Here is a 12,649-nt window from a genome sequence, read left to right on the forward strand (position 1 = left end):
ATGGGCGGGCTTACATCCACCCGTATTCCGCCATCGACAACGGATCGCCATCGCCCACAATGATGTGATCCAGTACCCGCACGTCCACTACTTCCAAGGCCTTTTGCAGCAACTTGGTCAATTTTCGATCAGCCGCACTGGGCTCTGCGCTGCCGGAAGGATGGTTGTGGCACAGGATCAAGGCCGCCGCGTTATACGCCAGGGCGCGCTTGACCACTTGCCGGGGGTAAACCATCGCCGCGTCAATGGTGCCCTGGGATAACGCTTCGAAACCCAGCACCCTGTGTTTTGAGTCGAGAAACAGGCAACCGAAGATCTCGTGAGGCTCATGGCGCAGCAAAGCCTTCAGGTAATCACGCACGGCTACCGGGCTTTCCAGCACCGAATCCTTACGCAGGCGCTCGGCCATATGTCGCCGGGACATTTCCAGCACTGCCTGCAACTGGGCAAATTTCGCCGGCCCAAGGCCCAATTGCTGGTTGAACAGCACCTGGCTGGCCTCCAACAATGGGCGCAAGCCACCGAATTGCGCCAACAGATGGCGCGCCAAGTCCACAGCGCTCCTGCCAGCGACCCCGGTACGCAGGAAGATCGCCAGCAGCTCGGCATCCGACAGGCTCGCCGCGCCCCATTCCAAAAGCTTCTCTCGCGGCCGCTCTGCTGCTGGCCAATCGCGAATACTCATCCCGCCTCCCTTTCCCTATGCGTCCTATGCGCCACGTGCACCGCTGTTGCCTCGCGGACGCTGTGTTATCGTAGGCCCTCTTTTTTGCCGCGATTTCCCCTGGGGAGGGGGCATCGCAGGCGCCACTGAACTGGCATCACTGAACTGGAAAGGCAAACCAATGCAGCGTCTGTATCGGAAACGCATCGTTCTCGGCGTTGGCGGCGGCATTGCCGCCTACAAGAGCGCAGAGCTGGTCCGCAGGCTCCTGGACCAAGGCGCCGAAGTGCGCGTGGTCATGACTCGCGGCGGCAGTGAGTTCATCACGCCGTTGACCATGCAGGCCTTGTCCGGGCACCCGGTTCACCTGGATCTGCTGGACCCGGCGGCCGAAGCCGCCATGGGCCATATCGAGCTGGCCAAATGGGCCGACCTGGTGCTGATCGCCCCGGCCACCGCCGACCTGATCGCGCGCCTGGCCCAAGGCATCGCCGATGACCTGCTGACCACCCTGGTACTGGCCACCGACGCCACCGTCGCCATCGCCCCGGCCATGAACCAGGCCATGTGGCGCGACCCGGCCACCCAGGCCAACACCCAACTCCTGCAAAGCCGTGGCCTCAAGGTATTCGGCCCGGCCTCCGGCAGCCAGGCCTGCGGCGACGTCGGCATGGGTCGCATGCTTGAAGCCACCGACCTGGCCCAGTGCGCCGCCGAGTGCTTCCAGCACTTGGCACTCACTGGCAAGCATGTGCTGATCACGGCTGGCCCAACCCAGGAAAACATCGACCCGGTGCGCTACATCACCAACCATAGCTCAGGAAAAATGGGCTTTGCGCTGGCCGAAGCGGCGGTCGAGGCAGGCGCACGCGTTACCTTGATCACCGGCCCGGTGCATTTGCCGACCCCGGATCGGGTCACGCGAATCGACGTAGTCAGCGCCCGCGACATGCTCGCGGCCTGTGAGGCGGCCATTCCGTGCGACCTGTTTATCGCCTCGGCAGCGGTTGCGGACTACCGCCCGGAAGTCGTCGCCCCGCAAAAGCTCAAGAAAGACCCTACGAGCGGTGACGGCCTGCTCCTGCAAATGGTGCGCAACCCGGACATTCTGGCCACCATCGCCACGCGCCCGGACCGCCCGTTCAGTGTCGGCTTCGCCGCCGAGACCGAGCATTTGCTGGACTACGCAGCACGCAAATTGAAAGACAAAAACCTCGACCTGATCGTTGCCAATGATGTCGCCAACCCGAGCATCGGCTTCAACAGCGAGGAAAACGCCTGCAGCGTGATCGACCGCGAGCTGCACGCCACCCTTTTCGCCCAGACCAGCAAAGGCAAGATTGCCCGCCAACTGATCTCTTTTATCGCCCAACGGCTGAACCAGGTTTAATGTCCATGCACGCTTTGCAAGCCAAGATCCTCGACCCACGCATCGGCAACGAATTCCCGCTGCCAGCCTATGCCACCCCGGGCTCCGCCGGCCTCGACCTGCGCGCCATGCTCAAGCAAGACACAGTGCTTGAGCCGGGCCAGACCATTCTGATTCCCACGGGCCTGTCGATCTACGTCGGCGACCCTGGCCTCGCTGCGCTGATCTTGCCGCGCTCCGGCCTGGGTCATAAACACGGCATCGTGCTGGGCAACCTGGTGGGCCTGATCGACTCGGACTATCAGGGCGAGCTGATGGTGTCATGCTGGAACCGTGGCCAGACCGCGTTCAACATCGCCGTCGGCGAGCGCATTGCCCAGTTGGTACTGGTGCCGGTCGTACAGGCACATTTCGAACTGGTAGAGGAATTCGACGAAACCCAGCGCGGCGCGGGCGGGTTCGGGCATTCCGGCAGCCACTGACTAAGCTGAATCTGGCCGGGCGCCGTTGCCCGGCCCGACGCCACCGCTGGGCTTTCAGGACGAAGAATGCGCGGATTTTATCAGCGAGTTTTCTCCATAGAAATCAACGCATTACGCAGACAACAAGTCGGGGCCAGCACTCCGATGGCATTTTTGCACCACGAACTCTCTGCCGAAAACACCGTCATACCCTTCAGTTTGAGCCTGCCGGTCAGTCACATTAAGGCCAGCCTTGCCCCCTTCAGATGGAGTTTCCCCCCGCGATGAGTACCGCAGCCCGCGTAGCCCCGACATTCCCCGACAGCATCTTTCGCGCCTATGACATTCGTGGCGTGGTGCCCAAGACCCTGACTGCCGAAACGGCCTACTGGATTGGTCGCGCCATCGGCTCCCAGAGCCTGGCCCAGGGCGAGCCCAACGTCTCGGTTGGCCGTGACGGTCGCCTGTCCGGCCCGGAGCTGGTGGAACAACTGATCCAGGGCCTGGCCGACAGCGGTTGCCATGTCAGCGACGTGGGCCTGGTGCCGACGCCTGCGCTGTACTACGCAGCCAACGTACTGGCCGGCAAGTCCGGGGTGATGCTCACCGGCAGCCATAACCCGTCGGACTACAACGGCTTCAAGATCGTCATCGCTGGCGACACCCTGGCCAACGAACAGATCCAGGCCCTGCACAACCGCCTGAAGACCAACGATCTGACCAGCGGCCAGGGCACCGTCACCAAAGTCGACATCCTGCAACGCTACTCTGATGAAATCACCCGTGACGTCAAACTCGCGCGCCGCCTGAAAGTGGTGGTGGACTGTGGCAACGGCGCGGCCGGCGTGATCGCGCCGCAGCTGCTCGAAGCCCTGAACTGCGAAGTGATCCCATTGTTCTGCGACGTTGACGGCAACTTTCCGAACCATCACCCGGACCCGGGCAAGCCTGAAAACCTGGTGGACCTGATCGCCAAGGTCAAGGAAACCGGGGCTGATGTGGGCTTGGCCTTCGACGGCGACGGCGATCGCGTAGGCGTGGTGACCGAAACCGGTGAAATCGTGTTCCCGGATCGCCTGCTGATGCTGTTCGCCCGCGACGTGGTCGCGCGCAACCCCAACGCCGAGATCATCTTCGACGTGAAGTGCACCCGCCGCCTCACGCCGCTGATCAAGGAATATGGCGGTCGCCCGCTAATGTGGAAGACCGGTCACTCGTTGATCAAAAAGAAAATGAAGGAAACCGGCGCGCTGTTGGCCGGCGAAATGAGCGGCCATGTGTTCTTCAAGGAACGCTGGTTCGGGTTTGACGATGGGATTTACAGTGCCGCACGCCTGCTGGAGATCCTCAGCAAGGAAAAATCCACGGCCGAAGAGCTGTTTCAGACCTTCCCGAATGATATTTCTACGCCAGAGATCAATATCCATGTGACCGAGGAGAGCAAATTCAGCATCATTGACGCACTGCACGATGCGCAATGGGGCGAAGGCGCCAACCTGACCACCATTGATGGTGTGCGAGTCGATTACGCCAAAGGCTGGGGCCTGGTTCGCGCGTCCAACACCACACCGGTGCTGGTCCTGCGTTTCGAGGCGGATACCGAGGCTGAGTTGCAGCGCATCAAGGACGTGTTCCACGCCCAGTTGAAACGTGTTGCCCCTGATCTCCAATTACCGTTCTGATTTTTAACCGGAGCCCTGAATGACCCTCGAACGCGAAGCCGCTGCCAACACTGCCAAGGTCCTTTCCGAAGCGTTGCCTTACATCCGACGCTACGTCGGCAAGACGCTGGTGATCAAGTACGGCGGCAATGCCATGGAAAGCGAAGAGCTGAAAACCGGCTTTGCCCGCGACATCGTGTTGATGAAAGCCGTGGGGATCAACCCGGTGGTAGTCCACGGTGGCGGCCCGCAAATCGGCGATCTGCTCAAGCGCTTGTCGATCGAGAGTCACTTCATCGATGGCATGCGCGTCACTGACGCGCAAACCATGGACGTGGTGGAGATGGTCCTCGGCGGCCAGGTCAACAAGGACATCGTCAACCTGATCAACCGCCACGGCGGCAGCGCCATCGGCCTGACCGGCAAGGACGCGGAGCTGATCCGCGCAAAAAAACTGACGGTGACCCGCCAGACGCCAGAGATGACCCAGCCGGAAATCATCGACATCGGCCAAGTGGGTGAAGTCATCGGCATCAACACCGACCTGCTGAACCTGCTGGTGAAAGGTGACTTCATCCCGGTGATCGCGCCGATCGGCGTGGGTGCAAACGGCGAGTCCTACAACATCAACGCCGACCTGGTGGCCGGCAAGGTGGCTGAAGCACTGAAGGCTGAAAAGCTGATGCTGCTGACCAACATCGCTGGCCTGATGGACAAGGAAGGCAAGGTGCTGACTGGCCTGACCACTCAACAAGTGGACGAGTTGATCGCCGACGGCACCATCTACGGCGGCATGCTGCCTAAAATCCGTTGCGCGCTGGAAGCGGTGCAAGGCGGTGTGGGCAGCTCGTTGATCCTGGATGGCCGGGTACCGAATGCGATCCTGCTGGAAATCTTCACCGACACGGGTGTGGGCACGCTGATCAGTAACCGCAAGCGTCCGTAGCTGCAAACAAAAAGGCCCCCGCTTAACTCAATTGAGCGGGGGCCTTCGTGTTTGTACGCAGTCCCACTGTGGGAGCTGGCTTGCCTGCGATGGCGGCGACACATTCAACAATTCTATTGCCTGATACACCGCTATCGCGGGCAAGCCCGCTCCCACAGGAGATCTGTGTCAGACGCCGAATTGTTCGCGGTACGCACGCACAGCCGGCAAGTGCTGCTTGAGCTGCGGATCATCTTCCAGAAACTGCAGCACCTGGTTCAACGACACGATGCTCACCACCGGAATACCGAAGTCGCGCTCCACTTCCTGGATCGCCGACAATTCACCGTTGCCACGTTCCTGGCGGTTCAGCGCGATCAGCACGCCGGCGGCCTTGGCGCCGTCCTGGGACGCGATGATCTGCATCACTTCGCGGATAGCAGTACCGGCCGTGATCACGTCATCGATGATCAACACATCGCCAGTCAGCGGCGCGCCCACCAGGCTACCGCCTTCGCCATGGGCCTTGGCCTCTTTGCGGTTGAAGCACCACGGCAGGTCCTGCCCGTGATGTTCAGCCAGGGCCACGGCAGTTGCAGCCGCCAGGGGAATGCCTTTGTAGGCCGGGCCGAACAAAACGTCGAAGGAAATACCGCTTTCGACGATGGCTGCCGCGTAGAAACGACCCAGCTGAGCCAGGGCCGAACCCGAGTTGAACAAGCCCGCATTGAAAAAGTACGGGCTGGTGCGCCCGGACTTTAGAGTGAACTCACCGAAGCGCAAAACGCCGCGATCGATGGCAAAACGAATGAAATCGCGTTGATACGCCTGCATGAAAAAAGCCTCAGATACCACGGATTTAGCTAATTAGGTAGACGGCGTGTATCATACACGCACGCGATTTTTGGGGCCATTTATGCGGATCATCAGTGTGAACGTTAATGGTATTCAGGCTGCAGTCGAGCGTGGTTTGCTCAGTTGGCTGCAAGCCCAGAATGCCGACGTCATCTGCCTGCAGGATACCCGCGCCTCCGCCTTTGAACTGGACGACCCAGCCTTCCAACTGGATGGCTACTTCCTTTATGCCTGCGATGCCGAAGTGCCCACCCAAGGTGGCGTGGCTTTGTATTCGCGGTTGCAACCCAAGGCGGTCATCAGCGGCCTCGGCTTCGAGACAGCCGACCGCTACGGGCGCTACCTGCAAGCCGATTTCGATAAGGTCAGCATCGCGACCTTGCTGCTTCCTTCGGGGCAGAACGGCGATGAAGACTTGAACCAGAAGTTCAAGCTAATGGACGATTTCGCCCGTTATCTGGATAAACAGCGGCGCAAACGTCGCGAGTACATTTATTGTGGCTCGCTGTACGTGGCGCAACAGAAGCTGGATATCAAGAACTGGCGCGACAGCCAGCAATCCCCTGGTTTCCTGGCGCCAGAACGCGCCTGGATGGACGAGATTGTCGGCAACATGGGCTACGTGGATGCCCTGCGCGAAGTCAGCCGCGAAGGCGACCAGTACAGCTGGTGGCCGGACAACGAACAGGCTGAGATGCTCAACCTGGGCTGGCGTTTCGACTACCAGTTGCTGACCCCAGGCCTGCGCCGGTTCGTTCGCAGCGCACGCCTGCCGCGCCAGCCGCGCTTCTCGCAGCACGCGCCGCTGATCGTGGACTACGACTGGACATTGACCATCTGAGGTCTTTTTCCAGGCACAAAAAAACCGGCATCGCTGTCGGTTTTTTTGTGCCTGCTCATTATTTGATCACGCGCCAGGTCAAGGGGTAGCGATAGGCAATGCCCTTGTTAGCCTTGATACTGCCGATGATCGTCAGCACCACAGTGGCAATCGCCAGCGCAAACATCAGGAAAAACCCAACCACCGCAAAGGCCAGCACGATGCAAACCATCCAGGCGATGGCCACGGTGATCTGGAAGTTCAGGGCTTCCTTGCCCTGATCATCAATGAACGGGTCCACTTCTTTCTTCATCTGCCACAGGATCAGCGGCCCTACGACACTGCCGAAAGGGAACACAAACCCCAGAAACGCCGCGAGATGGCACAACATTGCCCCCTGACGCACTTCGTAGGAAGGCGTAGGCACCGGCATTTGGCTGTCATTCATGGCGTTTCTCCTTGAGGCCGACTCAGTCAGCCAGGGCGGCGTTCTGCAGTTCGAAAATCTCGGTCATGCCTTTCTGGGCCAGGGCCAGCATGGCGTTCAGATCAGCCGGCTGGAATGGCGCGCCTTCGGCAGTGCCCTGCACTTCGATGAAGCCACCAGTGCTGGTCATCACCACGTTCAGGTCGGTCTCGGCGGCCGAGTCTTCCAGGTAGTCCAGGTCCAGCACAGGCTCGCCTTGGTACATGCCTACCGATACGGCAGCGATCATTTGCTTGAGCGGGTCACCGCCTTTCAGGCCGCCACGCTTCTTGATCACTTTGAGTGCATCAACCAGGGCGACCATGGCGCCGGTGATGGACGCGGTGCGGGTGCCGCCGTCGGCCTGGATCACGTCGCAGTCGACGTACAGGGTCACGTCGCCCAGCTTGGACATATCCAGGGCTGCGCGCAGGGAACGACCGATCAGGCGCTGGATTTCCAGGGTGCGGCCGCCTTGCTTGCCACGGCTGGCTTCACGCTGGTTACGCTCACCGGTGGCGCGCGGCAGCATGCCGTACTCGGCGGTCAACCAACCCTGGCCCTGGCCTTTAAGGAAACGCGGTACGCCGTTTTCGACGCTGACGGTGCAGATCACCTTGGTATCGCCAAACTCGACCAGTACAGACCCCTCGGCGTGTTTGGTGTAGTTGCGGGTGATGCGGATCGAGCGGAGCTGATCGGCAGCGCGACCACTTGGACGTTTCATAGGGAGACACCTGTACTGAGGACGAAAAACTGCCGAGCATTATAGAGCCGCGAGCCGATTCGGGGCACTGCTAAAAAATCCGGTTACGAATGGTCGAGTTTGGGCGTGCTCGCCCACTGCGCTACAATCCTGCGCCTTCTTAACCATCAGCCCGTGTTTGCGGGACTGCAACGCGAGGTACCTCCATGGTGCACAGCATGACCGCCTTCGCCCGCGTCGAAAAAGCCGGCGTACAAGGCACCCTGAGCTGGGAGCTGCGCTCGGTCAACAGCCGCTACCTGGAACCGCACCTGCGTCTGCCGGAGTCATTCCGCGACCTCGAAGGCGCCGTGCGTGAGGCGCTGCGCCAGGGCATCTCCCGAGGCAAGCTGGAATGCACCCTGCGCTTTACCGAAGAAACCACCGGCAAGCCGCTGCAGGTTGATCGCGACCGCGCGGCACAATTGGTGGCCGCCGCCGAGACCATCGCCGGCCTGATCAAGCAGCCTGCCGCGCTCAACCCACTGGAAGTGCTGGCTTGGCCTGGCGTATTGGTGGCCGACGCCACCGACCCGCAAGCCCTCAACGCCGAAGCCCTCGCCCTGTTCAACCAGGGCTTGAAGGAGCTCAAGGCCGGCCGCGAGCGCGAAGGCGCCGAGCTGGCACGCCTGATCAGCGAGCGTCTTACCTCCATCGAAGAAGACGTGGTCACCCTGCGCGAGCTGGTGCCGCAGATGCTCGCCACCCAGCGCCAGAAGGTGCTCGACCGCTTTACCGACATGAAGGCCGACCTCGACCCGGTGCGCCTGGAACAGGAAATGGTGTTGCTGGCGCAGAAGAGCGACGTCGCCGAAGAACTCGACCGCCTGAGCACCCACATCCTTGAAGTGCGCCGCGTGCTCAAATCGGGCGGTGCCGCCGGTCGGCGCCTGGACTTCCTGATGCAGGAACTCAACCGCGAAGCCAATACACTGGGCTCCAAGGCGTTCGATCCGCGTAGTACCACGGCTGCGGTCAACCTCAAAGTGTTGATCGAGCAGATGCGCGAACAAGTACAGAATATTGAGTAAGGCAACCTCCATGACCCACAGCACCGGCACCCTTTACATCATTTCCGCCCCCTCGGGCGCGGGCAAAAGCAGCCTGGTCAAGGCCCTGACCGACGCTGACGAGCAGATCCGCATCTCGGTTTCCCACACCACCCGCGCCATGCGCCCGGGTGAGGTGAACGGCGTGCACTATCACTTCGTCGAACGCACCGAGTTCGTCAAGATGATCGAGCACGGCGACTTCCTCGAGCGCGCCGAAGTCTTCGGCAACCTCTACGGCACGTCGCAAAGCCACTTGCAGCAGACCCTGGACGAAGGCCACGACCTGATTCTGGAAATCGACTGGCAGGGCGCCGAGCAAGTGCGCCAACTGATGCCCAAGGCGCGTTCGATCTTCATCCTGCCGCCGTCGCTTGAAGCCTTGCACCAGCGCTTGAAAAATCGCGGCCAGGACAGCGACGAGATCATCGAAGGCCGTATGCGTGAGGCCGTCAGCGAAATGAGCCATTACGTCGACTATGACTACCTGATCATTAACGACGATTTTGCCCACGCGTTGGACGATTTGAAGGCGATTTTTCGCACCAACCAGCTCCAGCAAAAGCGCCAACAACAGCGTTTCGGCAAATTACTGGCCGAACTGCTCGGCTGATTGGCTCTTCCCAAAACCGCTGCAAGGGCTTTACATTGGCGCTTGTAGCGGTTTTGCGAGGGCCTGCGAAAAATCAGCGCTTCCCTAAACGCTGGTGATTTTTTAAACTGTTTAGTCCGCTCGCCCAACCGGGCAGCGCGCATCTTGCATTCGCTCCGAGGAATACCATGGCCCGCGTAACCGTTGAAGACTGCCTAGAACACGTGGATAACCGCTTTGAGCTGGTCATGCTCTCTACCAAGCGTGCCCGTCAACTGGCCACTGGCGGCAAAGAGCCCCTGGTCCAGTGGGAAAACGACAAGCCTACCGTTGTAGCCCTGCGTGAAATCGCTGAAGGCCTGATGAGCTACGAGTTCATCGCCAACGCCGAAATCGTTGAAGACGAACCGCTGTTTGCAGCGTTCGAGGACGAGTCCAACGAGGCCGTCTAAGCCTATGCCTGGTCGACGTAGCACGGCGCGGGGTCACAGCCAACGGCAGGAGTTCACACTTTGCCGAGCATAGACGCCCTCGCCGATCGCTTATCGGCCTACCTCGGCCCAGACCAGGTCAACCTGGTCCGCCGAGCGTATTTCTACGCCGAACAAGCCCACGACGGCCAACGCCGCCGTAGTGGCGAGGCGTATGTCACGCATCCCCTTGCGGTGGCAAATATTCTTGCCGACATGCACATGGACCATCAAAGCCTGATGGCCGCAATGCTGCATGACGTGATTGAAGACACCGGTATCGCCAAAGAAGCGCTGCAAGCGCAGTTCGGTGAAACCGTGGCCGAACTGGTCGACGGGGTCAGCAAACTGACCCAGATGAACTTCGAGACCAAGGCCGAAGCCCAGGCGGAAAACTTCCAGAAGATGGCCATGGCCATGGCCCGCGACATTCGGGTGATTCTGGTCAAGCTGGCCGACCGGCTGCACAACATGCGCACGCTGGAAGTGCTGTCCGGCGAAAAACGCCGGCGCATCGCCAAGGAAACCCTGGAAATCTACGCGCCCATCGCCAACCGGCTGGGCATGCATGCCATCCGTATCGAGTTTGAAGACCTCGGTTTCAAGGCCATGCACCCGATGCGTTCGGCGCGCATCTACCAGGCGGTGAAACGCGCCCGGGGCAACCGCAAGGAAATCGTCAACAAGATCGAAGAGTCGCTGAGCCATTGCCTGGCGATCGACGAGATCGAAGGCGAAGTCAGCGGGCGGCAGAAGCACATCTACGGCATCTACAAGAAGATGCGCGGCAAGCGTCGGGCCTTCAACGAGATCATGGACGTGTACGCGTTCCGGATCATCGTCGACAAGGTTGACACCTGCTACCGCGTGCTCGGCGCTGTACATAATTTGTACAAGCCCCTGCCCGGCCGCTTCAAGGACTACATCGCGATTCCCAAGGCCAACGGCTACCAATCGCTGCATACCACGCTGTTCGGTATGCATGGTGTGCCGATCGAGATCCAGATCCGCACCCGCGAAATGGAAGAGATGGCCAACAACGGCATCGCCGCCCATTGGCTGTACAAATCCAGCGGCGACGAGCAGCCCAAAGGCACCCATGCCCGCGCCCGCCAGTGGGTCAAGGGCGTGCTGGAAATGCAGCAACGTGCCGGCAACTCCCTCGAATTTATCGAAAGCGTGAAGATCGACCTGTTCCCGGACGAGGTCTACGTGTTCACGCCCAAAGGCCGGATCATGGAGCTGCCCAAAGGCTCCACGGCGGTCGACTTTGCCTACGCGGTGCACACCGACGTGGGCAACAGCTGCATTGCCTGTCGGATCAATCGCCGCCTCGCGCCGCTGTCCGAACCGCTGCAAAGCGGCTCCACGGTCGAGATCGTCAGCGCGCCGGGCGCACGCCCGAACCCAGCCTGGCTCAACTTTGTGGTCACCGGCAAAGCGCGCACACATATCCGTCACGCCCTGAAGCTACAGCGCCGCTCCGAATCCATCAGCCTCGGCGAACGCCTGCTGAACAAGGTACTTAATGGTTTCGACAGTGCCCTAGACAAAGTTCCTACAGAGCGTGTGCAAGCGATGCTTCACGAGTATCGCCAGGAAACCATCGAAGATCTGCTGGAAGATATCGGCCTGGGCAACCGCATGGCCTACGTCGTCGCCCGCCGCTTGCTCGGCGAAGGTGAGCAGCTACCAAGCCCGGAAGGCCCACTGGCGATTCGCGGCACCGAAGGCTTGGTGCTCAGCTACGCCAAGTGTTGCACGCCGATCCCGGGCGACCCGATTGTCGGCCACTTGTCGGCGGGCAAAGGTATGGTGGTGCACCTGGACAACTGCCGCAACATCACCGAAGTCCGTCACAATCCGGAAAAATGCATCCAGCTCTCGTGGGCCAAGGATGTCACCGGCGAATTCAACGTCGAGTTGCGCGTCGAGCTGGAACACCAACGCGGCCTGATCGCCCTGCTGGCCAGCAGCGTCAACGCGGCCGACGGCAATATCGAGAAAATCAGCATGGACGAGCGCGATGGTCGCATCAGCGTGGTCCAGCTGGTGGTCAGCGTGCACGACCGTGTGCACCTCGCCCGCGTGATCAAGAAACTGCGCGCCCTGATCGGTGTGATCCGCATCACCCGTATGCGGGCATAGGCCTTCAAATACGTCATCACCTCTTACAAGGAGTCATAAATGACCAAGACCGTTATCACCAGCGATAAAGCCCCGGCCGCGATCGGCACTTACTCCCAGGCGATCAAGGCGGGCAATACCGTCTACATGTCTGGCCAGATCCCGCTGGACCCAAAGACCATGGAACTGGTGGAAGGCTTTGAAGCACAGACCGTGCAGGTCTTCGAAAACCTCAAGTCGGTTGCTGAAGCTGCTGGCGGTTCGTTCAAGGACATCGTCAAGCTGAACATTTTCCTCACCGACCTGAGCCACTTCGCCAAGGTCAACGAGATCATGGGCAAGTACTTCGAACAGCCGTACCCAGCCCGCGCTGCCATCGGCGTTGCTGCCCTGCCAAAGGGTGCACAGGTTGAGATGGACGCGATTCTGGTCATCGAGTAAAACA

The 12,649-nt window shown here is 60.5% G+C and carries 13 protein-coding genes and 1 pseudogene; 10 read left to right on the top strand and 4 right to left on the bottom strand.

Features of this window, described 5'->3' with window-relative positions; all coding sequences use genetic code 11:
* Positions 1-10: 10 nt before the first annotated feature.
* Positions 11-685 carry a RadC family protein gene (radC, locus tag AB4O35_RS05300; protein WP_065875475.1) on the bottom strand — a complete coding sequence of 225 codons (675 nt, stop codon included), beginning with the start codon at positions 683-685 and terminating at the stop codon, positions 11-13.
* Positions 686-845: 160 nt separating this feature from the next.
* Here radC and coaBC point away from each other — a divergent pair, with 160 nt between their 5' ends.
* From coaBC to argB, 4 genes and pseudogenes are all read left to right on the top strand, one after another.
* Positions 846-2,054 carry a bifunctional phosphopantothenoylcysteine decarboxylase/phosphopantothenate--cysteine ligase CoaBC gene (gene coaBC / locus AB4O35_RS05305; RefSeq protein ID WP_043048060.1) on the top strand — a complete coding sequence of 403 codons (1,209 nt, stop codon included), beginning with the start codon at positions 846-848 and terminating at the stop codon, positions 2,052-2,054.
* Positions 2,055-2,059: 5 nt separating this feature from the next.
* Entirely contained in the window at positions 2,060-2,515 is a 456-nt protein-coding gene (gene dut, locus AB4O35_RS05310) for a dUTP diphosphatase (protein ID WP_003213270.1), read from the top strand.
* Positions 2,516-2,769: 254 nt separating this feature from the next.
* Positions 2,770-4,176 (top strand): annotated as a pseudogene (locus AB4O35_RS05315) (phosphomannomutase/phosphoglucomutase); the annotation flags it as partial.
* Positions 4,177-4,195: 19 nt separating this feature from the next.
* Positions 4,196-5,101: an acetylglutamate kinase gene (gene argB, locus AB4O35_RS05320; RefSeq protein ID WP_017735763.1), complete on the top strand. Its 906-nt coding sequence runs from the start codon at positions 4,196-4,198 to the stop codon at positions 5,099-5,101.
* A 168-nt stretch (positions 5,102-5,269) separates the two neighbouring features.
* Here argB and pyrE read toward each other — a convergent pair whose 3' ends face one another.
* Positions 5,270-5,914 (bottom strand): orotate phosphoribosyltransferase, encoded by a 645-nt coding sequence (gene pyrE / locus AB4O35_RS05325; RefSeq protein WP_003195489.1) that lies wholly within the window; start codon positions 5,912-5,914, stop codon positions 5,270-5,272.
* Positions 5,915-5,996: 82 nt separating this feature from the next.
* Here pyrE and AB4O35_RS05330 point away from each other — a divergent pair, with 82 nt between their 5' ends.
* The gene (locus AB4O35_RS05330; RefSeq protein WP_003195493.1) at positions 5,997-6,776 is read left to right on the top strand and encodes an exodeoxyribonuclease III; all 780 of its coding nucleotides are present in this window, start codon (positions 5,997-5,999) and stop codon (positions 6,774-6,776) included.
* Between the two features lie 58 nt (positions 6,777-6,834).
* On the opposite strand, the gene AB4O35_RS05335 is transcribed toward AB4O35_RS05330, so the two are convergent.
* Both AB4O35_RS05335 and rph read right to left on the bottom strand, forming a co-directional pair.
* Complete coding sequence (locus AB4O35_RS05335; RefSeq protein WP_065875476.1) at positions 6,835-7,203, bottom strand: DUF4870 domain-containing protein; 369 nt, start codon at positions 7,201-7,203, stop codon at positions 6,835-6,837.
* A 22-nt stretch (positions 7,204-7,225) separates the two neighbouring features.
* On the bottom strand, positions 7,226-7,948 hold the full coding sequence (gene rph, locus AB4O35_RS05340) for a ribonuclease PH (RefSeq protein WP_003213280.1): 723 nt from the start codon (positions 7,946-7,948) through the stop codon (positions 7,226-7,228).
* A gap of 185 nt (positions 7,949-8,133) precedes the next feature.
* On the opposite strand from rph, the gene AB4O35_RS05345 reads away from it, so the two are divergent.
* From AB4O35_RS05345 to AB4O35_RS05365, 5 genes are all read left to right on the top strand, one after another.
* Positions 8,134-8,997, top strand: coding sequence for a YicC/YloC family endoribonuclease (locus tag AB4O35_RS05345; protein ID WP_049710930.1), 864 nt, complete (start codon positions 8,134-8,136; stop codon positions 8,995-8,997).
* 10 nt (positions 8,998-9,007) lie between these two features.
* Positions 9,008-9,628, top strand: coding sequence for a guanylate kinase (gene gmk / locus AB4O35_RS05350; protein WP_065875477.1), 621 nt, complete (start codon positions 9,008-9,010; stop codon positions 9,626-9,628).
* A 167-nt stretch (positions 9,629-9,795) separates the two neighbouring features.
* Complete coding sequence (rpoZ, locus tag AB4O35_RS05355; RefSeq protein ID WP_003176920.1) at positions 9,796-10,059, top strand: DNA-directed RNA polymerase subunit omega; 264 nt, start codon at positions 9,796-9,798, stop codon at positions 10,057-10,059.
* 60 nt (positions 10,060-10,119) lie between these two features.
* On the top strand, positions 10,120-12,225 hold the full coding sequence (gene spoT / locus AB4O35_RS05360; protein ID WP_065875478.1) for a bifunctional GTP diphosphokinase/guanosine-3',5'-bis pyrophosphate 3'-pyrophosphohydrolase: 2,106 nt from the start codon (positions 10,120-10,122) through the stop codon (positions 12,223-12,225).
* A gap of 39 nt (positions 12,226-12,264) precedes the next feature.
* Positions 12,265-12,645: a RidA family protein gene (locus AB4O35_RS05365; RefSeq protein WP_003176922.1), complete on the top strand. Its 381-nt coding sequence runs from the start codon at positions 12,265-12,267 to the stop codon at positions 12,643-12,645.
* Positions 12,646-12,649: the final 4 nt, after the last annotated feature.

This window comes from Pseudomonas sp. H1_A03, from assembly GCF_054685145.1.